Annotated in this window: 18 protein-coding genes and 2 pseudogenes; 2 read left to right on the top strand and 18 right to left on the bottom strand. The window is 60.7% G+C overall.

Going from position 1 to position 22,514, the window contains the following annotated elements; all coding sequences use genetic code 11:
* Positions 1 to 221 precede the first annotated feature (221 nt).
* From ACVIGB_RS43930 to ACVIGB_RS43920, 3 genes and pseudogenes are all read right to left on the bottom strand, one after another.
* Positions 222 to 533 carry a DUF736 domain-containing protein gene (locus tag ACVIGB_RS43930; protein ID WP_456724628.1) on the bottom strand — a complete coding sequence of 104 codons (312 nt, stop codon included), beginning with the start codon at positions 531 to 533 and terminating at the stop codon, positions 222 to 224.
* 702 nt (positions 534 to 1,235) lie between these two features.
* Positions 1,236 to 3,241 (bottom strand): annotated as a pseudogene (locus ACVIGB_RS43925) (chromosome partitioning protein ParB).
* Positions 3,242 to 3,831: 590 nt separating this feature from the next.
* Positions 3,832 to 4,089: pseudogene (locus ACVIGB_RS43920) on the bottom strand (IS110 family transposase); the annotation flags it as partial.
* A gap of 544 nt (positions 4,090 to 4,633) precedes the next feature.
* Here ACVIGB_RS43920 and ACVIGB_RS43915 point away from each other — a divergent pair.
* Entirely contained in the window at positions 4,634 to 5,314 is a 681-nt protein-coding gene (locus ACVIGB_RS43915; RefSeq protein ID WP_456724629.1) for an HAD family hydrolase, read from the top strand.
* Positions 5,315 to 5,560: 246 nt separating this feature from the next.
* Positions 5,561 to 6,469: a TauD/TfdA dioxygenase family protein gene (locus ACVIGB_RS43910; RefSeq protein WP_456724630.1), complete on the top strand. Its 909-nt coding sequence runs from the start codon at positions 5,561 to 5,563 to the stop codon at positions 6,467 to 6,469.
* Positions 6,470 to 6,664: 195 nt separating this feature from the next.
* Here the strand turns inward: ACVIGB_RS43910 and ACVIGB_RS43905 are convergent, their stop codons facing one another.
* The 15 genes from ACVIGB_RS43905 to ACVIGB_RS43835 form a co-directional block, all read right to left on the bottom strand.
* Positions 6,665 to 6,901: a DUF2274 domain-containing protein gene (locus tag ACVIGB_RS43905; RefSeq protein ID WP_050421574.1), complete on the bottom strand. Its 237-nt coding sequence runs from the start codon at positions 6,899 to 6,901 to the stop codon at positions 6,665 to 6,667.
* Positions 6,867 to 8,111, bottom strand: a complete 1,245-nt coding sequence (locus ACVIGB_RS43900) for a TrbI/VirB10 family protein (protein WP_456724631.1) — start codon at positions 8,109 to 8,111, stop codon at positions 6,867 to 6,869. The genes ACVIGB_RS43905 and ACVIGB_RS43900 overlap by 35 nt, the downstream gene beginning before the upstream one ends.
* Positions 8,108 to 9,142, bottom strand: coding sequence for a P-type conjugative transfer protein TrbG (gene trbG, locus ACVIGB_RS43895; RefSeq protein ID WP_456724632.1), 1,035 nt, complete (start codon positions 9,140 to 9,142; stop codon positions 8,108 to 8,110). Before trbG ends, ACVIGB_RS43900 begins: the two co-directional genes overlap by 4 nt.
* Positions 9,139 to 9,822 (bottom strand): conjugal transfer protein TrbF, encoded by a 684-nt coding sequence (gene trbF, locus ACVIGB_RS43890; protein WP_050421571.1) that lies wholly within the window; start codon positions 9,820 to 9,822, stop codon positions 9,139 to 9,141. Before trbF ends, trbG begins: the two co-directional genes overlap by 4 nt.
* Positions 9,823 to 9,914: 92 nt before the next feature.
* On the bottom strand, positions 9,915 to 11,144 hold the full coding sequence (gene trbL, locus ACVIGB_RS43885; protein ID WP_456724633.1) for a P-type conjugative transfer protein TrbL: 1,230 nt from the start codon (positions 11,142 to 11,144) through the stop codon (positions 9,915 to 9,917).
* A complete protein-coding gene (gene trbK-alt / locus ACVIGB_RS43880) occupies positions 11,141 to 11,509 on the bottom strand; it encodes a putative entry exclusion protein TrbK-alt (protein ID WP_456724634.1) in 369 nt (122 codons plus the stop codon). Before trbK-alt ends, trbL begins: the two co-directional genes overlap by 4 nt.
* A complete protein-coding gene (gene trbJ, locus ACVIGB_RS43875; protein WP_456724635.1) occupies positions 11,509 to 12,237 on the bottom strand; it encodes a P-type conjugative transfer protein TrbJ in 729 nt (242 codons plus the stop codon). The genes trbK-alt and trbJ overlap by 1 nt, the downstream gene beginning before the upstream one ends.
* A complete protein-coding gene (trbE, locus tag ACVIGB_RS43870) occupies positions 12,234 to 14,675 on the bottom strand; it encodes a conjugal transfer protein TrbE (RefSeq protein WP_456724636.1) in 2,442 nt (813 codons plus the stop codon). The genes trbJ and trbE overlap by 4 nt, the downstream gene beginning before the upstream one ends.
* A 10-nt stretch (positions 14,676 to 14,685) precedes the next feature.
* Positions 14,686 to 14,949 (bottom strand): VirB3 family type IV secretion system protein, encoded by a 264-nt coding sequence (locus ACVIGB_RS43865; RefSeq protein ID WP_456724637.1) that lies wholly within the window; start codon positions 14,947 to 14,949, stop codon positions 14,686 to 14,688.
* On the bottom strand, positions 14,949 to 15,275 hold the full coding sequence (locus ACVIGB_RS43860; RefSeq protein ID WP_456724638.1) for a TrbC/VirB2 family protein: 327 nt from the start codon (positions 15,273 to 15,275) through the stop codon (positions 14,949 to 14,951). Before ACVIGB_RS43860 ends, ACVIGB_RS43865 begins: the two co-directional genes overlap by 1 nt.
* Before the next feature lies 1 nt (position 15,276).
* Positions 15,277 to 16,191 (bottom strand): P-type conjugative transfer ATPase TrbB, encoded by a 915-nt coding sequence (gene trbB / locus ACVIGB_RS43855; RefSeq protein ID WP_456724639.1) that lies wholly within the window; start codon positions 16,189 to 16,191, stop codon positions 15,277 to 15,279.
* Positions 16,192 to 16,412: 221 nt separating this feature from the next.
* Positions 16,413 to 17,741, bottom strand: a complete 1,329-nt coding sequence (locus tag ACVIGB_RS43850) for an MFS transporter (RefSeq protein WP_456724640.1) — start codon at positions 17,739 to 17,741, stop codon at positions 16,413 to 16,415.
* 136 nt (positions 17,742 to 17,877) lie between these two features.
* Complete coding sequence (locus tag ACVIGB_RS43845; RefSeq protein WP_456724641.1) at positions 17,878 to 18,303, bottom strand: ribbon-helix-helix domain-containing protein; 426 nt, start codon at positions 18,301 to 18,303, stop codon at positions 17,878 to 17,880.
* A 6-nt stretch (positions 18,304 to 18,309) separates the two neighbouring features.
* Positions 18,310 to 20,295, bottom strand: a complete 1,986-nt coding sequence (locus ACVIGB_RS43840; RefSeq protein ID WP_456724642.1) for a conjugal transfer protein TraG — start codon at positions 20,293 to 20,295, stop codon at positions 18,310 to 18,312.
* Positions 20,296 to 20,332: 37 nt separating this feature from the next.
* The gene (locus tag ACVIGB_RS43835; protein ID WP_456724643.1) at positions 20,333 to 22,096 is read right to left on the bottom strand and encodes a relaxase/mobilization nuclease domain-containing protein; all 1,764 of its coding nucleotides are present in this window, start codon (positions 22,094 to 22,096) and stop codon (positions 20,333 to 20,335) included.
* Positions 22,097 to 22,514 lie beyond the last annotated feature (418 nt).

The following is a 22,514-nucleotide window of genomic DNA, read 5'->3' as shown; positions in this document are numbered from 1 at the left end:
CGCGGAAGGCTGTTGAGCTCGCAAACCGGCCATGAAGACGCACTCAAAAGCGTGATGAATGCGCAACTCGGCGCATCGAATCGTGCTCGGGGTGCCGGCAATTCCGCGGGTACGCGGCTGCCTCTTTGACGGAGAAAATGCTCTTCCGTCTCCCTTCAAAGAGCGCGGAAAACACAAAAATGCCCCGCCTCCGAGGAGGCGGGGCTGATGTTCCGATGCGATCAATCGCCGCTGCGGCGCGACCAGATCAGGGTGAAACCCTCCTCGCCTTCGACCTTGACCAGCGAGGCATAGATCGGGGCGGGGAAGCTCGGATCGTCGAGCTTGACCGAGAGATATTCGCGGTCGCTGTCGCGGACGGTCTTCTTCCAGGCGGCGCCGAATTCGGTCGAGCCTGCGAAGATGCGGTAGTCGGGAGCCTTGTCGTTGTCCTTCTCGGAGGCCGTGAGCTTGGCCTTGATGTTGAGCGTCAGCGTCTTAATCGAGCCGGTGTAGCCGTTGTCCGAGGCGGTGAAGGTGCCGATGGTCGCCATGGGTATCTCCGTCTGTTGCTCGGGCTGCGTCCATCGCAACCTCGATGGCGATCCCTTGCCCGGGGAGCGATCAGCCCCGCAGCCTTCAGGCCCGCAGCGCCAGCGGAGGACGGCGAAAGCCTGCTTTTTTGTCTTGCGCGAGGAATGCCGCCGCCAGGCCGGCAGGGGAAAAAAGCAGGCGTGAGCCGTTGCGGGAAGGCGATCGAGGCTCTTGCCGCCCCTCGGGCCTGATCAGCCCAATCGAGGGTGCGTTGGACGCGAGCCCGTGCCCCAACTGACGGAGATTATCATGGCCCCCAGCGCTCTCCGCAGCATCTGAAAACGTCCGGCTCGATCGGAAAAAAGCCCGCGTCAGCTCATCAATGGCGCGGACGACGAACGGACAAATCACAGCGACCGGGCTGCAATTTCGGAAGGGGAACGACGTTGCCGCCAGCGTTGTCCGCGAGATTTGCACCCTCGATACCGAGGTCCGCTACGACCAAGGCGCCCCGCTTTGATCGCTCTGCCCGGCAAATGGAGGCGCGACACAGCCACACTGGTTGCCCCGACGGCGCGGATCGGACGGATCGATGCCCAGCGTTGAGGAGGCGCCAGCGTGGTATCTGCCGCTCACTTCCCTTGAACCGGCCGCGCACCGTCAGGTGCGCGGCCGCAAATTTGGAGCTTGCCGGGGCCATCGTTCCGGCCCCGGCTCACCCCCTACTCGGCTGCTTGCGAGCAGAACTCATGGCCCTGCATCGCCTCCGATACGTCGCTCTCCCCCTCCTTTTCGGCTGTCCTCAGCAACGGCGGCAGCCAGCCGGTTGCCGCGAGCAGCTGCTCGGCGGCAGCCGCCATCTTGGCCTTCTTCATGCCCGCCAAACGCTCGGCAGCCTCCCCGCTGACGCCTTCACGGACGGCATCAAGGATGGACGCCTTGGTGACCCGGCCGAGATAGCTGCGTCGGCCGCCAATATCCGGTCATGTCGAGAGCCACGGCCTCCGCCAGATGCCCGGCCGCCGCGAGGGCGCGCGGCCTGCGGTCGAACGGCAGTTTGACCGCATTGACGGTCAACGCCGCGCAATGCGCGAACAGGGACATGAGGCTGTCGTGGTCGATTCCGGCCACGAACTCCCACAGCCCGGCGACGCCTTTCGGCATCTGCCTCGCCCAATTGGCATGCTGATCCGACCACGCCTTGCCCGCCGCCGTATCCTCGATTCCAGCGGCATGCACGGCCAAATCCGTCTTCACGGGCTGGATGCCGACCACATTTGCATTGGCCCCCAAATAGAAAATCTGAGCCGCCAACGCATGGGTCACGGCCACGATGGCGACGTCCGGCTGCTCACTCAAATTGAGGCGCAGCCCCAAGGTCCGATGCGCCGTGAGGTCACGAACCAGCGTGTCAGACAGCCGCTGGTCCTCGTCCTCCCCGTCACCGGCGCCCTCGTCGTCCTCACCATCGCGCGGGCCTTCGTCGTCCCCTCCGCCTTCCTCGCCTAAAGCCAGAGCGTCATCGTCCTGGCCAGTTTCGCGGTGGGGTTTCTCGTCCTCGGGTCGGACGAAACCCCGTTCGATCCTGATGGTACCGTCATGATTGAGGATCACGAAAGCGCCGCCCCGCGTGATGTCATCGGGATCGTAGGCCTGCCGCTTGGCTTCCAGCCGATCGATTTCGGCCTCCAGTTCACCGAACCGGGCGTCCACCTCGTCAGACAGTTCCTCGGCCGATTGATGCTGCTCGGTCAACCGGTCGAACTCGGTCTGCGCTGTTGCCAGCGCAGCCTCATCCTCCGCCGAAAGCTCGACCGGATGCGAGTAGACCCGCCGCATGCCGTGAGCGTGCGGGAAGTCGAGATGGGGCGGTCCACTTCCATCCTTCAGCCGCCCGCACGTTATCCGCTTCCCGGCCAAGCCTTGCGGTCACCAAAAGATCGAGCAGTGCGACATCTTCCAGATAGCCGCCGCGATCCTCGGTGAAGAGGTCACGCAGGATCGTGCCGCCCGCCTCCGTGTAGGCCTCGAGCCCAACAAAACGCGCCCGGCGATCGGTTGCCGGGACATGGGTTTCGGTGAGGAGACGGCGGATGGTGCCGGCATCCCGGTCGTAGGACAGACGCTCGTAGACGCTTTCCTGCCGCGCCTGATCGTCGGTGATGGCAAAGGCCATCACCTGCTCAAGCGCCAGATCGCCATCGCGATACAGCTGAATCAGCCTCGGGGAAACCGCGGCCAGCCGGAGCCGTTGCTTCACCACATGCGGCGTCGCGCCGAACCGCGCCGCGATCTCCTCCGCACCGAAGCCGCGCTCCTCCGCGAGCCTCCTGAACGCCTCGAACTGGTCGGCGGGATGCATGTTTTCCCGGGTGACGTTCTCGTCCAGGCTGATTTCGTGGGGATCGTTCGCGGTATCGACGATGCAGCGGATCGGCTCCGTCTTCTTGATTTCCTTCCGCTTGACCCGGAGGAGCTGAGCCAGCCGCCTGCCCTCGCCGATGGTCACGCAAAAGAACCCGGTGGCAGCTCCTTCGCCATCGACCTCCGGCTCGACGACCAGATTCTGCAGGATGCCCTTGGCCGCGATGCTCGCCGCCAAGGCCTCGATCGCCGTCTCGCTGTGCGGCATTTTGCGCGCATTGTTCGGCGACTTCTTGAGCTTGTTGAGCGGAATGAAAATCTCCGTTCCGCTCGCGGAGATGATTTCAACTGATTTGGCCGACATGATCATTCTTCCTTTTGCTTCCATGGGTGCAGGGCGCACTCCGCGCCTGCGCCCCTGCCCGTCGGCGAGATTGGGGTAGCAAGCGGAAAGCCCCTTCGCGGGGAACCAGAACGCAAGAAAATTGACGCCCTTCGCTTGGCGGCAGTTTTCTTGCGTTCTGGGCGGAAGGGGCTTGCAGCGCGCGAGGGCGAAGCCCTTAGGACCTTTGCGGCGGCAGCCGCATAATAAAGCGTCCTGCAGATGAGGCGGACAAACATACGCGCCGGGCTGCTGGAGAAGTGGCCACACATGCAGGCGCAAAACAGGGTTTGGCCGCCAAGACGGTCAAGCGTCTTCCAAACAATTTGCGCCGGTCGCGGCCGGCGCTATTTAGAGAATCTCTACGAGGGAGCCTGGGTCTCTTCGCGGTCTAATCAGCGCAACGTCGTCAAGCTAGCCGCATGATAGGGTTCGTTCAGAAGAGGGTGCCGCCATGGGTAGCTCGGCGTGCCGATCGACGCATGGTCAATTGTCGCCATCCCGGTCTGCGCGGTCACCATCCCTTCCGTCCCCTCGCGGAGATACCTTTCGGCGCGAGCCGAAAGGATTCCTCAGGCCGCCGCGGAGCTGGCCAATTCGCTACCTTCTGTCTTGTTGCTCCAGCGGAAATCCTGCTCGTTGATCCACATACGATGCAGGACGATGGCCAACTTGCGCGCGACGGCAATCCGCGCTCTGTTGAAGCCGCGCCGTTTGGCAACCTTCATTCCCCAGGCCCTGAGGGTCGACCATTTCCTGCTGGAGGACAGCAAGATGGTGGCGGCCTGCACCAGGTGCACGCGCGTCATGGAGTTGCCGAGCCTGGAAATGCCCTTGGCTGCAGCGGCGTCCTCTCAGTGGAAAGTTGTTCAACACCCCGGAGCTTCGACTTAATATTCCAAGTACTGAGAACCCAATTCGCCTCACCAGAGTGAACCGATCTCGGAGAGATCAACCTGGGCCATCGGTTAACTCGCAAAATTCACTAACGGAACGGTCAGCTCGGACTTACCGCACAGACTCTTGTCCGTATTCTGACAGAGACGCAATGTTGTGTCCGGTCCAGTGCAGCGCGCATAGTAAGCGTTGAGACCTTCCAAAGCCCTTCCGGCCTTATTGCATGCCAACGCTGGCTGGCATGGCCATTGCTTCAACCAAATCGATCCAGAAATAGAGCTACAGAAGCAGCAATGCTCACGCTCTCCACCCGCCCTCTCGCCCTGGAAGAACGGTCCACCCGTTCAGCTCACTGGCGCGCGTTGCACCCGTGACGACTCTGTTCGAACCGCTACGATCGCCCCAGACATGTAGACCAGTAATATCTAAGCCTCGAACACATTCTATCGCACGATCACATTTGCCTTAGGTTCACGCATGAAATCCGCGATTATTTTCGACTGGAATGGCACGCTGCTCGATGATGCCAACGCGGTGCTGCAAACCATCAATGCAATTTTGAGCCGCTTCGGTCGCGCAGCTGTGGATATGCACAAGCTTCGAGAGAAGTTCGAACTCCCTCCTTCGGTTCTTTTCCGCAACCTGGACATGTCGAAAGATGAAATCGAAGTCGTACAGAGCAACGACAACGCCATTTTTCATGACACTTATGAGTTCCTGGCGCGCAACGCGGCCTTACGTAAAGGGGCTCGAAATGTTTTGCTCGCCGCTGAGCAGCGAGCCATCCAAACCGTCATTGTCAGCAACCACATTGTTGGACCAATTCGCACACAAGTGCGAAGACTTGGGATTAAGACTCACGTCACCGACATTTTGGCATTTGAGAGCCGCGCAACTCAGTTTAGGAGCATGAGCAAGCAAGAACGGCTGCGCTTGTATATGCAGGCCAATGATCTGTCCCCAGAAAGAACTGTCATCGTGGGCGATATGCCAGTTGAGACGGAGATTGCCCGCAATCTTGGCCTTATCAACGTATCAATCGTGGGAGGATATGTTTCCGAAGCGCGCTTGCGCGCGGCAGGGCCCGACTACATGATTTATGATCATCATGAATTATTACCAATCTTACAGAAGCATTGCCTTTTTGAGGGCAGTTGAGTGATTGCAATAACATAACTGAATATCTTCCGTCGGCTGCCGCTCTCTTTGCACCATATTCGGTGGGTGAGGTCGACGATCGAGCTTCTTTGTCGCTCGGTCGAATCATCGGTTGGTCCGAGAACTCGCGCCAAATAGCGCAATTCGTTGCCATGGGGGCTACATGTTCTTCTTTCGCCTGGCACGTTGCTTGCTGAAGATCATCCGCCTCGAAAAGCAGAAACTTCAAGGGCTTGGAAAAACAACATGAGCACAACGGCTTTGATCGGTGATGTCATTCCGGGCGCCGATGTTCTGAAACGTGCAGCGCGCATCGGTGCCGAAGTCAAAAATATCGAGCTATCGGGCGATCTACCGGACCGCACGATCGCTGCGATCAACAGCTTGCTACTCGAGCACAAGGTGATCTTCTTCCGCAACCAACGACATCTCAATGACGTTGAACAGGAGCGCTTTGCCGCTCGTCTTGGAAAGCTAACGCCGCATCCGATGCTCGGCGCCGCCAGGGGGACGGCCTCGCTCCTCGAACTGGACTCCACTCGCGGCGGCGGTCGCGCCGATGTTTGGCATGCGGATGGGACCTTCGCCGATGCCTATCCCAAGATTTTAGTCCTGCGGGCCGTAGTAATGCCAGCTTTCGGAGGCGACACCGTATGGTCGAACACAGCTTCCGCGTATCTCGATCTGCCGCCGCCGCTACAACGGCTTGCCGAGGAGCTATGGGCCGTTCACAGCAACGTTTTCGATTACGCCGGGATCGCGCGTGTCCGCGAGGTGGACAAGAAACACTTCGACGAGGTATTCACCAGAACGGTTTTTGAGACCGAGCATCCCGTCGTGCGCGTCCACCCCGAAACAGGCGAGCGGACGCTAGTGCTCGGCGCTTTGGTGAAGCACTTTGTTGGGATCTCCAAATACGACGGACAAAAGCTCTTCGATCTGTTCCAGTCTCATATCACCGCGCCCGAAAACACTGTGCGCTGGAACTGGTTAGTGGGCGATATCGCGATATGGGATAACCGCGCAACGCAGCATTACGCCGTCAACGATTACGGGGACGGGCATCGCGTCGTACGTCGGGCGACAATCGAGGGCGACGTGCCTATCAGCGTCGATGGCCGGAGCAGTGTACCGCGCTTGAAGGTGACCGAATAAATGCCCATCGACGCCAGGCGCTCTTGCGTCTGAAGACAGAGAAAGCCGGGGCAATCAGAGTTATTTCGGGGCAGACGCAGGAACACGCTTTCCGACACGATATCTTAGCTCACGGGCCAAACCCGGCAGCGTCTCGGTTGATGCATCGTACTGTTAGCTTTGACTGGCAACTTCGAGAAGCCTTGAGCATCACTGTCATTCGCCGGCGACCGGTACGCGGCCGCCACGTTTCAATTTAGAAAATCCTCGATCCGTGGCCATAAAGCGCGCCAACATGGGAGCGATGAGCTTAGTCGGTTCGACCACTTGACCACCTTGACGCGTAAGGGCTTCTGCATATGCAATGAGATCGCGATGCACGGCCGCCGGCAGCTCCGCGCTCACTTTGACCGGCTTGTCATCTGGAAGCTCTCCTATTTTGAGCTTTGGCATGTTGCCACCCTCTATACGGCGTAAGTATGAGGTCACGATTGACAAGAACACGAACCGGGAAACCAGGTCGTACGGTCAAAGTAGGCTGGATGTTGAGACTGCGTCGAACCACCTGCTGTCCGGTTTCGTTTAGTGAGTCGGAGGCACCGTGTCGTAATGCCTGGATGATGGCGCTGTCGTTGCTGTTGGTGTCCGAGCCGGCCCCCAGTTCAGTCCCGACCGCCAGAAACGTCGATAGTGCCGCAGCCTTGAACAGCTCGCCCCAGTGATTATCGACCTGATCTTCGAGGCCTGCATATCCGGCAGCCTCAGCGCCAGGTTGTCGCTCGAGAACGATGGAACGTCCATTCGGCATGATCAGCCGGGTCCAGACGAGTAGGACGCGTGACTGGCCGAAAGTGACCTGGCTGTCGTAGACCCCGATCAGACGCGCGCCCTGCGGCACTAACAAGAATCGACCGGTGGGTGTGTCGTACACGTTTTCTGTCACCTGCGCGGTGATTTGGCCTGGAAGATCCGATCTAATCCCCGTAATCAGAGCTCCCGGAATCACAGTTCCAGCCTGTACGATGTAGGGTGAAGCCGGCCGGGTAATGCGGTCAGGGCTTACCGTGCGACGATCCACAGAGGCGTTCACGAAGGCAAGCTTGCGGTCCTGGCCGTTCTGCGCAGATCCATCGTCGCCAGTGCTCGTTGCGTTCGGTAGCACGGCGCGGTCGCTTCCAACCGTCGCAGCGGTGGGCGCACGCACTCCTCCTCCATTGGTCGAAGCGAATAGATGACTCATGCGGGCTGCCTCGGACTCTTGATCTCGGCGCTGCTGGTCCGGATCAGCGCCGATCGCCGGCGGCTGGCCTTGGGCGGCAAGGATCGGTCGACCGAGATCCCCGGGGAGCGGCGGACCAAGCTGTGGGACGGGTTGGCGCGGAACGCCAGCATAGTCCTTCGGCAGCGTCGTAATGCCGTCCGCAACATTGTGGTGGTCGGTACTGTAAAGCTCATCGGCCGTTTGATTACGGGAGCGATTGCTCTGTAGCGACCACAACACAGTTCCGCCGATGACGAGCAATGCAACGGCGCTTCCGCCGGCCAAGACCTTCCGCGACAACCGCGTGACGCGCGGATGGTCAGCTCTCAAGCGGAAGCTTTCGGACGGCTCGCCTTGTGTCGCCGGCGGAACTGCTTGCTCGTGATCGTTTCCATTGTTCATGACGACGGCCTCCCGTCGGTCCTGACAATACGGACCTTCTGCTGGTGCTCGCCGCCGAGCCGCAGTTCGGCGGCTGCAAAGAGTCGATCGACAATCAATACGTTGCCGTAAGCGCGATAGTTGACGAGTTCGGTCTTGCCATCTGGACCGATGACAAAGAGCGGAGGCATCTCGCCTTGCACGATGCCTTGCGGGAATTCGACATAGACCTTGCGGCCATCGTCATATGCGGCGAGCGGCCGCCAGGGAGGACTGTCCCCCTCGATGGCATAGCGGGAGATGCGCTGCGCCGGACCCGGAAGAACGGGCTTCAGCGCAGCTGAACGCGACCGTTCGCGTACCGCCTCTGGATAGTACCAGGCAACAGACGGCATGTATGGTCGCTCGCGGGAGCGGAGTTCGATCAGGTAAGTGCGCCGGTCAGTATTGACCACCAGGTTGGTCTCAATCGAAGCTCGGGTCGGCTTGACCAGGATATGGACGCGCCGTGTGTCGCCGCTCCCGCTCTCGGTATCGCCCACGACCCAGCGTACGGTATCTCCGGCCGCGATCGGCCCTGCTCCCGTCAACTGTTCTCCTTCCTCGAGCGCGATATCCGTGATCTGCCCGGGCGCGGCGTAAACCTGATAGAGTGCGCCAGGACTGTAAGCGTAGATTTGCGCCGCGTTGAAATACCCACGTTTGCGCGGTTCGACCCTCGCTGCGCTGTTTGCCGTCTCAACCCGGCTCACGGGTTCGGGCTTTTCCTTCTCGGCCGATTTGCCGCCGAGAGTTGGCTTCCAGAGCGGTGGAACGTGAAGCGGCCGCGAGCTGTCGTCCAGTGCCACTGGAGCTGCCGGCAGCGGCGGGACCTCCGCGTCATAGCTGATCTCCGGCGGTACGTAGGTCGCGCACCCGCCGAGCGCCGACAAACAAAGCAAGAGCGCCGACAGGAGCGCTTGCTTTGAGGTCACAAACTCGGGCCGAGGCACATTGAGCTTGCTGTGCAGGAGGAAACGCTTCGAATGAACGTCAAACGGCGTCTTGGTCACTGACTCAACTCCTTTGACCAGTTGATGGCGCGGACGTAGACGCCAAGGGGATTCTTGCGCAGGCGTTCGGCATCGCGCGGCGTTTCGATCACGATCGTAAGAATCGCGGTCCAACGCTCCGTCGAGCTCAACGATCCGTTGTCGTAGGTGCGCTGAGTCCATGCGACCCGGAAGCTTTCCGACGACGCACGAATGACGCTCGAGACGTCGACAGAAATTTGCGCCTTACCCAGCTTGGCAAAGGGGTCATTGTTGCGCGCATAGTCGTTCAGCGCAGCGGCGCCACGATCCGTCGTAAAATCATAGGCCCGGAGCCAGTTTTGGCGCAGAACGATGCCGTCGGCGGGCAGGCCTCTAACATCCTCGATAAAGCGCGCCAGATGGTAGGCGATCTGAGCGTCGTTGGGTTGATAGTCGATGTTGGCCGGCGCAACCCTTTGTGTCTGGCCGAGTTGATCGACTTCGACCACCCAGGGCGTGATCGAGCCTTGGCTCGATTGCCAAACAAGGCTACCTGCGAGACCGGCTGATAACGTCAAGCAGCCGAACGCCATCAAGCGCCAGTTCTTGGCCTGCACGCGGGCAGATCCAATGCGTTCGTCCCAAACTTGGGCTGCCTTTTGATAAGGCGTGATCGGTTCGGGCATGCGCCCGTAGTGAACTGATGGTCGTTTGAACATCGATGTTTGCCCCTGCGATCAAGTGATCGGTTTCAAGTCGTGCGAGGGAAGGGTTTGAGGTGCTGCTCTGCGTTGGGGTGCAGTGGTGCGTCTCAGCGCTCTCCTTCAGACAAATCGACGGAGGAGCCGCTGCCGCCGTGATCGCCTGAGCGAACCGCGTGGCCGGCGGCCGATGCGCCGTGCCGAATAGTCTCGGCACGCTTCATGCGCCGCGCCCAATCGGGCTGACCTTCGGCCGAGGTGCTCGCGGCCTGTGCGCCGGCTTCCCCACTTCCGCCGAGCGCAGCCGCCGCACGACGCAACGGGCTCATTGCAGCCGAAGTGCCAGCCTCCGCGACGCCGGCAAGGCCGCCGCTGCGGTAGGCGGCTGATACTCGGCTTATGACAGCGCCGCCACCGCGCGCGGCGCCTGCAATCGCCCCACCAGCGAGGCCAGCGCCACCGGCAACAACACCTGCGCCTGCCGCAACAATGCCGCCGGCAGCAAGGCCTGTTCCAATCGCGGCACCCGCGCCGAGCTGAGGTCCGCCCGACACCAGGCCGTTTGCGATACCCGGACCGAAGATACCGAGCCCCAGCAAGGAGAGCGCCGCGAGCACCAGTGTCATCGCGTCTTCAATGGTCGGCTGTGCGCCGCCGAAGCCAGAGGTGAACTGAGAGAACAGGGTCGAGCCGATGCCTACGATGACGGCCAGGACCAGAACCTTGATCCCTGAAGATATGACATTGCCCAAAACCCGCTCCGCCGCAAAGGCGGTCTTGCCAAACAGACCAAATGGAATGAGCACGAAGCCGGCCAGTGTCGTAAGCTTGAACTCAATCAGGGTGACAAAGAGCTGAATCGCCAAAATGAAGAAGGCGAGCAACACTACGACCCAGGCGAACAGGAGGATGATGATCTGGACGAAATTCTCGAAGAAACTGATGTAGCCCATCAGGTTGGAGATCGAATCGAGCAACGGTCGGCCGGCATCGAGTCCGACTTGAGCGATCTTTCCCGGTCTCAGAAAGTCGGATGCGGACAGGCTTGCGCCCGATGCTTTCAGCCCAAGACCCGCAAAACTCTCGAAAACAATGCGCGCCAAGCCATTCCAGTTGCCGATGAGGTAAGCAAAGACGCCGACGAAAAGCGTCTTCTTGACGAGACGTGCGATGATGTCCTCGTCCGTTCCCCAACTCCAGAACAAGGCGGCGAGTGTGATGTCGATCGCGGCAAGAGTCGTCGCGAGATAACCGACGTCACTTCCCAGCAACCCGAATCCGGTATCGATATAACGCGTGAATGTTTCCAGAAACTGGTCAATGATCCCGGTACCAGTCATGGCTTGCTCACCTCAGGTGTCGCAAGGTTGGGATATCCCTGAGGGATCCGGCTTTGATCCTTTAAGACAGCTATCGAACTGGTTGGCTCATCGTGGCCGGAAGCTGCGGCGCTGTCCTTTTTGCCAAAGAAACGGCGCCGATTTTCGTCCCAAACGCGCCTACAATGCCGATAGCCCGCTGCTTCCTCCAGAGTGACGCCGCGGCAGCGTGCGAGATCGGAGGCGGTTGCATCGGTCGTCTGCTCCGCCTTCGATGCCGGCGGAGAATCGTCTCCGCCACGCAGTTGAATCGTGCAGGCAGCGACGGCCACCAGGCCGATTGTCGTAAGCAGCGATAGCGCCTTGAATGCCTTTACGTCGGTCATCAGTGAAACATCTGCACGTTGGAGGATTGATAGCCCTGCCCCGGTGTCAGGAACCGCCGAAGCTGTTCTCGTCCTTGATCTTGAGCCGAGGCGCGCTGAGCAGCTTCTAGGCTCTGCGCCCTGCCCTGCGCCGTCACGACAGCTGTAAGATCGGCGAGCTGCTGTACATTCAGCGCAAGGATCTGATTGCCAGCCTGCGTTGCCTGCAGCGCGCCGCTGGCACCCTGGCTTGATGTTACGAGTGTGGATGTCTGGATACGATTGGTGTCGAGGTTGCCGACGATGCCGGCCTGGACGCGAAGGGCGTCCTGAGTTGCCGAGTAAGTATTTTGCCAGCGCGATAGAGCGTTGGAGATCAGTAGCTGGTTCGACTGGCTGCCGGTCGCTGGCGCGTAGCTCGTCGAGAAGGCGCGGTCGATCTGCTGGACGTCGTAGGTGATGCGCTGGGCCTGTGCCAGCAATTGCTGAGTCCGCTGGATCGAGGCTTGCAGTTGCTGCAGCGACGAATACGGCAAATTTGCAAGGTTCTTTGCCTGATTGATCAGCATCTGCGCCTCGTTCTGCAACGAGGTGATCTGATTATTGATCTGCTGGAGTTCTCGCGCGGCCGTCAGGACATTCTGGACGTAGTTGTTGGGATCAAAGACGATCAGCGCCTTCGCGGGCACCGCAACACCAAATACCAGAGCGAAGGCGGCCGTGGTCGCCAATAGGCCAAGAGCTCTCATAGCGATTTCTCCAGATTGACGAGATTGGGGATCAGATCGTTCGCCCAGGCGACGCCACGTTGCTCGAGCCAGGCAGGCACGAAGCCGTCGGGTCCACGCTCGGCGATGAGCTGCGTAATCGCGACCTGGTCTGTCCTGGAAGAGGCTGCGGTGAATGCGAGCGCAATCTCACCAAGGCCAAGTTCGAACATCCGGTTGCCGCGACGAGACTGGCAATAGTAGTCGCGCTTCGACGTTGCCCGGCTCAGAAGTTCGATCTGGCGGTCATTGAGGCCGAAACGGCGATAGATGGCAGTGATCTGCGGTTCGATCGCCCGTTCGTTCGGCAGCAACAGGCGCGTTGGGCAGCTTTCGATGATGGCCGGCGCGATCGCAGAGCCATCAATGTCCGAAAGCGACTGGGTGGCGAAGATGACGGACGCATTCTTCTTGCGAAGCGTCTTGAGCCACTCCCGGAGCTGGCCGGCGAAATCCTCGTCATCGAGGGCAAGCCACCCCTCGTCGACAATCAGGAGTGTCGGCCGGCCATCGAGACGATCACCAATACGATGGAAGAGGTACGCCAGCACGGCCGGCGCCGCACTCGTTCCGATCAAGCCTTCGGTCTCAAACGCCTGGACCGACGCCTCGCCGAGACGCTCGAATTCGGCATCAAGCAAGCGCCCGGAAGGTCCGCCCAGGCAATATGGTTGCAGGGCGCGCTTCAGGGAGTTCAATTGAAGAAGGACTGACAGGCCCGTCAAGGTCCGTTCCTGCCTCGGCGCCGAAGCGAGAGATGTCAGCGCCGACCACAGATGATCCTTGACCTCCGGGGTGATCTCGATCTTTTCCCGTGCCAGGATTCCACCAATCCATTCCGTGGCCCATCCTCGCTCAGAGGGATCGTCGATCCAGGCCAATGGTTGCAGGGCGACGGAGCTTTCGTCACCGTCGGACAAGGCGCCGCCCAAATCATGCCAGTCGCCCCCCATGGCGAGCGCGGCCGCGCGGATCGAACCGCCGAAATCGAACGCAAAGACCTGAGCACCCGGGTAGCGCCGGAATTGCAGCGCCATCAGGGCGAGCAGGACCGACTTGCCAGCACCCGTCGGTCCCACCACGAGGGTATGGCCGACGTCGCCAACGTGGAGGGAGAACCGGAACGGTGTCGATCCCTCGGTCTTGCCGAACAGGAGCGGCGGACCCTTGAAGTGCAGATCTCTCGCCTCACCCGCCCACACAGCCGACATCGGGATCATGTGGGCGAGGTTGAGGGTCGAAACCGGTGGCTGCCGCACGTTGGCGTAGACGTGGCCAGGCAAACTGCCCAGCCAGGCCTCGACGGCATTCACAGTCTCGATCATGCAGGTGAAATCGCGGCCCTCGACGACCTTCTCGACGAGACGGAGCTTTTCGTCGGCAGCATTGGGATCGCGGTCCCACACCGTGATGGTCGCCGTGACGAAGGCTTGTCCGATCTGGTCCGACCCCAGTTCCTGCAACGCCGCGTCGGCATCAAGAGCCTTGTTGTGGGCGTCGGTATCGAGCAGCGTTGATGCCTCGTTGGTCATGACCTCCTTGAGAATTGCGCCAATCGACTTTCTCTTCGCGAACCACTGGCGGCGAATCTTGGTCAGCAGTTTGGTGGCATCGGTCTTGTCGAGCATGATCGCTCGGGTCGACCAACGATACGAGAATGGCAGGCGATTCAGGTCGTCCAGGATTCCAGGCGTCGTCACGCCCGGGAAGCCGACAATCGTCAGAACCCGCAAATTGGCAGCACCCAGCATCGGCTCGAGGCCGCCGGTCAGCGGCTGGTCGGCCAACAGCGCATCGATGTACATGGGAATTTCGGGCACGCGAACCCGGTGGCGTTTGGTCGAGATCGTCGAGTGCAGGTAAGTCAGCGTGTCCTGGTCATCGAGCCAGGCGCATTCGGGCATGAATCCTTCAACAAGCTGCAACACGCGGTTTGTTTGATCGATGAACCCGCGGAGCACCTCGCGCGCGTCAGCTCCAACGGTGCGGTCGCGGCCCTCATAGAGCAATCGCTCTGCCCTCGCGGCACCCTCCTCCGGCGGCAGATAGAGGAGGGTCAGGAAATAGCTGGACTCATAGTGAGCGCCAGCCTCCTCGAACTGGGCTCTGCGTTCGGCATCGACCAGAGCGGATGCGACATCGGGAAAGGTGCTCGGCGGGTAGCTACCGGCAAAATGGCGCTGCGCCTCGACAAACACAGCCCAGCCAGATCCAAGGCGGCGCAAAGCGTTATTTAGGCGACCGGCGACAGCGACGAGTTCGGCCGGCACCGCGCTATCAAGGTCAGGTCCCCGGAACTTGGCCGTCCGTTGAAACGAACCATCCTTGTTCAGGATGATTCCCTCGTCGACCAGAGCTGCCCAAGGCAGGAAGTCGGCAAGACGGGCATTGGAATGACGATATTCGGCGAGATTCATCATGACCGAAAACTCAGACGTTGAGATGACCGGGAATGCGCAGATGTCGGCGCACCACATCGACGAAGGTGGGATCGCGCTTGGCGGCCCAGACGGCGGCCATGTGGCCGATGAACCAAAGGACGAGACCAGCAATCCAGAGCCGCAGTCCAAGTCCAAGGGCTGCCGCAAGCGTTCCGTTGACGATCGCGACCGATCGCGGCGCACCGCCCATCAGGATGGGCTCGGTGAGTGCGCGATGAACGGGCACGACAAAACCTGCGACGGGCTCATCCATCAGATCACCACGCCGCCGCCGAAGGAGAAGAACGACAGAAAGAAGCTCGAGGCCGCGAATGCGATCGACAGACCGAACACGATCTGGATGAGCCTGCGGAAACCGCCCGATGAATCGCCGAACGCGAGCGTGAGCCCGGTCACGACGATGATGATGACGGCGATGATCTTGGCGACCGGCCCCTCGACCGACTGCAGAATCTGATTGAGTGGCTGCTCCCACGGCATGTTCGAGCCCGCCGCCCATGCCGGCGCCGTCGTCAGAACAACCGTACCGGAAGCAATGAGTGATGCGACTTGCCGAAGAAAACCAGAGTTCGAACACATGTCAGTCTCCTGCTGGTGAAAGGCTGTAGTCGCCGGCGGCGCCAAGCCCTGTGACGAGGGCGAGCTCAGCGAGGCGCCGGTCAGCGCCGCGGCCCGCAAGGACGGCAATGACGTTGATGGTTTCGGCGATTAGGGCGCGCGGAACCGTGATGACGGCTTCCTGGATGAGTTGCTCGAGCCGCCGCAGCGCACCGAGTGCGGTGCCCGCATGAATGGTCCCGATGCCACCTGGATGCCCAGTGCCCCAAGCCTTGAGCAGATCCAGTGCTTCGGCGCCACGGACCTCGCCGACCGGGATACGATCCGGGCGCAGCCGCAGCGAGGAGCGAACGAGATCCGATAGCGTCGCCACGCCATCTTTGGTCCGCAACGCCACAAGATTGGGCGCCGTGCACTGCAGTTCACGGGTATCTTCGATCAATACGACACGGTCGGAGGTCTTTGCCACCTCGGACAACAGCGCATTCGTCAGCGTTGTTTTGCCGGTCGATGTCCCACCGGCGACGAGGATGTTCTTCCGTGCGGCGACAGAGTTCTTCAGGATCTTTGCCTGCTCCGACGTCATGATCTCCCTTGCGACGTAGTCGTCGAGCGTAAATACGGCGACCGCGGGTTTGCGAATCGCGAACGCCGGCGCTGCAACGACGGGAGGCAAGAGCCCCTCGAAGCGCTCGCCGGTCCCAGGCAGTTCTGCCGAAACCCGTGGTGCACCGGCGTGAACCTCGGCGCCCACGTGATGCGCTACTAAGCGGACAATGCGCTCGCCATCGGCCGCAGACAGAGTTTCGCCAGTGTCGACCAAACCATTTGACAGGCGATCGATCCACAGCCGCCCGTCCGGATTGAGCATGACCTCGATGACCGCCTCATCTTCGAGGTAGCCGGCAATCGCGGCGCCAAGCGCGCTTCGCAGCATTCGCGCGCCGCGCGAATTCACCTCCGATTGAAAGGATTGGATTGCCACCGCCGCTCCCCGAATGAGGACGGGTAAAGAGACGTCCTCAGATGGGGATGATTAGAAAAGCCACCGATCGATTTTGAGCAACAAGCGCTTACGGTGATCGTAGGACGGCGTAGAAAAAGAAAGACTTAGAAAAGAAATTTGAGGCCTGCTCGATGGTGTCAGTTCGCTAGTGCTCACCACTCCGCTTCCTCATCCGCGAGCACGATCGACGCCTCATACAAACCGACTGACTCGACTGATTCGGAAACGTCAGCCAGCATGAAGAAAGCCGTTAAACTCATCAAGTAAGCGATAGATCGAAGCCAAGGGAACGCGAACCACGCCAGCGCCGCGATCTGGAGGGCCACGTTGAGGCCGAACGCGACTTGATAGGCCACAACGGACCTGTGGCCGTCTTCCGAGGGCCACTGCTCCAATACCAGTCCCGTCGTATACTGGGCCAGAAATGCCCAACCGAAGTGCAGAACGTTCAAGGCACCATTAGCACGGCCGGCAAGCTCCGGCGGAAAGTAATCCGCGATCGCCGCGAAGCTAACCACAGTTGCCGTTCCGACAATCGCGACAACTGACCAGGGCAAGATCGACGGCAGAGGCGCTCGCAGAATCAATGCTAACTCGGCTGCGATAAACAGCACTGCAATCATCGCAAATATCGTCTCCGCTCCGATTCCCCTTCGCTTGATGTAGTGGACTGTCATACCGAACAACCAGGCACCGCCACTCAACAAGATGGATATTATGAAAAGCCGTCCGACCACAGTTTTGCGATCGAAACCCTCTACGTCCATCAGCCATGGCGATACCCACAATCCCTGCAGAGACCAGGCCGATCCAACGCAAGTCGCCGACAACGGGGCAATACGCCAGAAACGCCTGTCGCGGAAAACGGACCTGAGGGCCACAGGAATTGATGCTGTTGATGGGATGATGACGCGTTCAGGCACCACGATGTAAATGAGCATGGCCGTGACACCGGTCGCGGCCGCCAGGATCTCAAAGAGCCGTCGCCAGCCGATCCAGGCTAGTAGATATTCAGCGGGAGCCGTAGCGGTCACCGCTCCCAGCGATCCCAGCATGATCATGTAGCCGTTCATCAAGGCAACTCGTTCCCTGGGGAACCAAATGATGATCGACTTCAGTCCTGCCGTCAGCGCCGCCGCTACACCAAGCCCGATCATTGCGCGCGCGATCAAAAGTGGCAGGAAGCCAGTCGAATTCGCGAACAGTCCGGCGCCAACTGCTGCAAGCAAGAGCAGAACACTCTGGACACGGCGCGGGCCGAACCGGTCCAACAAGATGCCGACGGGGATCTGAGCCGCCGCGAAAACCAGAAAATAGACTGACGTAAGCAGTCCGAGGTCGGCGGTTCCAAGCCCGGTATCCAAGCTGAGATGACTGGCGATCAAAGCGTTAATCGATCGAAACAGATACGAAAGATAGTATGCAGCAGCAAAAGGGAGAAAAACGCGCGCGACTCGACGACATGCTACTGAGATTTGCATGCTGGCCCTTGTTGCTCCTCAGCTCATTCGAGCCGATAGCGCGTCCAGCTTTTTGTGAGTTTGGCTAAATCGCAGCGGTCGTACGCTGGCGTAGAAAAAGGAAAGGCCGGCGCGGTCGCCTATCCAAGACGCTCAGTCAGGTTTCGTCGGCAGGTTCCTGACGGCGGATATCTTCCGGAATCTCGCGGAGAAAGCTTTGCCCTTTTTGCAAGCGGCGCCCGAGCGCCTCGACAAATCCTTCAAAGCGCTCCCTGCCCTTGATCTGCGCGGCAGCCTGCGCATCGTTGGGCAACGGTGGCGTGATCGTTAGCCAGAAACGAATGAAGAGGGCCAAAGTCTCGGCCGTCAAACCGACGTCGCGCTCTAGCCTCTGCATCTGACGCGACAGCCGATCGAGGCGACGGGTGAATGCCGCCTCCCGCCTGTCCGCACCATCGGGTGACAGAAACGAAGCGACCGCCGCTTCCACGATCGCAGAACGGGAAAGCTTCTTGCGATCGGCAAGCTCTGAGATCTGCTTCAGGAGCTCCGGCGGGAAGTACACGTTCATCCGGTCGCGCATATCCCCTCAGAGCTCCATACCGTCATTCGGGTCCATGGCGAGCTGTCGCGCGACGCCCCGCATCTGCTGGCGCATGAGGCGGGACTGACGGACCGCGTCCTCGTCATCATCAAGAACGACGGTAAATTCCTCGGCTGGCGTCAGCTCGGTTGTTTCCTTGACGATCGCGACGTGATCGGGGAGTTCGGGTTCGCGACGGAGACCGCTGTTCGCCGTGTCTTCCTCTCCTTGCCCCCCGTCGGTTGGAAGCGGCGCCGGCTTCAGCGGTCCAAGGGTTGACCATCCGTCCGTCCGCAATGATCGATCGGACGCCGCCGGATCGGGGGGCGGCAGGACCCGCTCGGTAAACCGCTGATCCTCGTAATAGCGGACCTTTTTCGCCCGGATCGGCGGCGTCCCCGCCGCCATGACGATCTCGTCCATCGGCGGAAGCTGCATGACTTCGCCAGGGGTCAAGAGCGGCCTTGCCGTCTCTTGCCGCGAGACCATCAGGTGTCCTAGCCATGGGTTCAACCGGTGCCCCGCGTAGTTCTTCATCGCCCGCATCTCGGTCGCCGTCCCCAGCGCGTCGGACACCCGTTTGGCCGTCCGCTCGTCATTGGTCGCGAAGCTGACCCGGACGTGACAGTTGTCCAGAATGGCGTTGTTGGGCCCGTAGGCCTTCTCGATCTGATTGAGCGATTGCGCGATCAGGAAACTTTTGATGCCGTAACCCGCCATGAAGGCGAGCGCGGACTCGAAAAAGTCAAGCCGCCCGAGTGCCGGGAACTCATCGAGCATCATCAGCACTCGATGCCGGCGATCACGGGCGTGCAGATCCTCGGTCAGACGGCGGCCGATCTGATTCAGCACCAGGCGGATCAAGGGCTTGGTCCGCGAGATATCGGAAGGCGGCACTACCAGGTAAAGCGTCGTCGGGCGGCTATCGGCGATCAGATCGTCAATCCGCCAGTCGCAGCGGCAAGTCACCCGCGCTACGACGGGATCGCGGTAGAGCCCGAGGAAGGACATGGCAGTGGACAGGACGCCCGAACGCTCATTCTCGGATTTGTTGAGGAGTTCGCGCGCAGTTGAAGCGACCACCGGATGAGCACCCTGCTCGCCGAGGTGCGGCGTGGTCATCATCGCCTTCAGCGTTGCCTCGATCGGCCGCTTCGGGTCTGACAGAAAGGCGGCCACGCCAGCCAAGGTCTTGTCGACCTCGGCATAAAGAACATGAAGGATTGCGCCGACCAAGAGCGAATGACTGGTCTTCTCCCAATGGTTCCGCTTGTCGAGGGAGCCTTCGGGGTCGACCAGGACATCGGCGACGTTCTGCACGTCGCGAACCTCCCATTCCCCGCGCCGGACCTCGAGCAGCGGATTGTAGGCTGCGGACTTTGGATTGGTGGGGTCGAACAACAGGACGCGGCCATGCCGCGAGCGGAAGCCCGCGGTCAGTTGCCAGTTCTCGCCCTTGATGTCGTGAACGATGGCCGAGCCGGGCCAAGCCATCAAGGAGGGGACGACAAGACCGACACCCTTGCCGGATCGGGTTGGTGCAAAACACAACACGTGCTCCGGTCCATCGTGGCGGAGATAGTCGCGCTCGAGCTTGCCTAACACCACGCCATCCGGACCAAGAAGTCCGGCCGCTCGAACCTCCTCCAGATCAGCCCAGCGCGCCGAACCATAGGTCTCGACATTCTTGGCTTCACGTGCCCGCCAAACCGACATGCTGATCGCCACCGCGATCGAAATGAAGGTCCCCGACGCCGCGATAAAGGCTCCCTCGGCAAAGACCTGAGGCGCATAGGCATCGTAGACGAACCACCACCAGAAAAAGACTGGCGGGTAATAGATCTTGAAGCCCAACAGTTCGAACCATGGCCGCCCAAGCTCCGGTTGCCAGGCGAGCCGCCAAGCCGTCCACTCGGTTGCTCCCCAGATGGCCAGCAAAACGATCAAGCCGACGACGATCACCTGTCCCCAGAGGATTTTGGTTCCGGACATTCCGAACGTCCCTTCCGCAACTTGATTGGAGAGATTGCTAGAGACCGAGGTCACGCTTCCGACCAAAGCCCCATTCGATGCCCCCACCGTCCTTCACGACGCCGGTGACGTGTTGGCCAAGCTTCTTTTCGAGTTCGCGCGACCAGGGCACCAGCTGAAAGCCCAACCCATTATCGATCATGGCGAAGCGTCCCGAGGCGAGCGTCAGCCGCTGGCGATACGTGCCCGCCACATGCTCCCCGGAGTCAGCCTTTACTTGTGGTAGGCGGATGTCGGCCGACACTTTTGCGGCAGCCTCGTCCAGTTCGCGCCGGCGCAACGTGTTCAGGAGGTCGCGCTGCAAGATAATGCGTTGACCCTGCCGCCACGCCAGGCCCTCCTGGATCAGATGCTCGGTACGGGCTTCCATGGCGTCGCGGGTCTCACGCCCAAATCCTCCCATGGCGAGCGGCATGGGGTCGCGCTCGACCAGCCGGTAGTCGAGCCAGGTTGCCCCCTTCGCGGTGACCTGCTCACCAAGATCGAGATCTGAACGGGTCGCGAGCACCAGGGTGGGACGCGGGTCGTCGGCTTGACCGAAGCGTCGGACTTCGACGATTCCGCCGATCGGGGGTGCGTGGTCGAAAGCTTCGAGTCCTCGGAAGCGTACGTGATGCGCGCGTCCGTCTATTCCATCGATCAGGGCATAGGCCTCGCCGGTCAGTTCGTCATGCAGTCCACGGTCGACCAGGCGTCCGACAAGCTGGGACGTCGGCTGTTCGCCTTCGATGACGTAGTCGGCAACGCCGCGCGCTTCCCCGCGGTTGGTAAAGGCGCGGTGCATGGTCTTGATGATATCACCACGCATGCCGAGGTGGCGAAGATTGCGCTCGGCCTCGAGCCCGACCATCCACTCCCCCGGCGAGGCGGGTGCAGCAAGACCCATCTTCTCCAGGTGTTGAAGGCGACCGACCATCAGGCGCCGGATCTCGGGATCGGACTTGCCGGAATTCTCCGGGCGAAGATCGATAGTGCCGGTCTCATCGGCCGCCAGCCGGATCTCCCGATCGAGCCGCGTCCATCGTTCCGCTGTGACTTCCCTCTCTAGCGAATTGCGGATCTCGTGCTCCGGTTTTGGACCCAATTCGCAGGCGACCAGTTCCTCGGCGCGAGAGCGCAGGCCTTGGCTGATGTAGTCGCGGGAGATCACGAGATCCGCCCCCTCCACATCTACTCCCCGAACGAGAAGGTGGACGTGAGGGTTGTCGGTGTTCCAATGATCGATAGCAACCCAATCGAGCCGCGTGCCGAGATCGGTCTCCATCTGCCTGACGAGATCGCGAACAAAGGCCTTCAGGTCGGTCATGTCGCCGGCATCCTCTGGCGAGATGATGAAGCGGAAATGATGCCGGTCGTCCGTGCACCGTTCTGCGAAAGCCAGGCCATCAGCACGGTCGCTGCCAGCATCAAACATCTCGGCCCGCTCACCACTCCGGGTCACGCCGTCGCGTTTCAGATACGAGAGGTGGGCGGTCATTGGTGCTGAACGGAAGGCTCGCCCTTTGTGCCGGACCACGCGCGCTTTCAGCACAACGCGCCTCGTCGAGCTGAACAATCTGGCGCGGCTAAAGGCGAACCGACCACGGCCAAACGTCGAGCGTCCATGGGCCGGCGAACGCCTGCCGGCTACGGTGTGACCCGAGGTGTGTCCGGCTTTCTTCGCCGCCCGCAGCACCTGGTTGATGAAGCTCTTGGGCTTCGGCGCGCGTGTACTGCGGATGCGCCCAGGCCGAATTCGCAGGTCGCTATCGCCTGCCGTCATGACCAGGCCTCGAAGAACGCAGCGACACCTACGGTGCCGAAAACTTGTTTGAATGTCCTGGGAAAAGTCTTTGGCGCGGCACGCGCCCCGACCGATCGGCACGCCGGAACCCAAGCCATGTCAATGGCTTGTGGTTCGACCGGCGAGCCCCTTTTATCTCGCCTTCCTAATCGGGCGTTCAAAGTCAACTCATTCCTACGCTTTTCTTCGACTCTTCGCACTTCAGCCATTGCAGACTCCCTGCATCGACAACGCACACACGTCACCACATCGCGCTTGCGATCAGCATTCTCCAGGCGGGGTCCATCCGTTCCTTCGCGTTCAGCACTTTGGCCGTCGCATGCTCTTCATCAGGTTCGTAAACAGGGCTGTCCAAGCAGTCTGGCGCCCTCATCACGTAGATGGCAGCAGGCAAGAG

This window comes from Bradyrhizobium sp. USDA 4341 (assembly GCF_054063755.1).
Note: the sequence above shows the minus strand (reverse complement) of the source record. Positions and strands in the feature narration are given on the sequence as shown.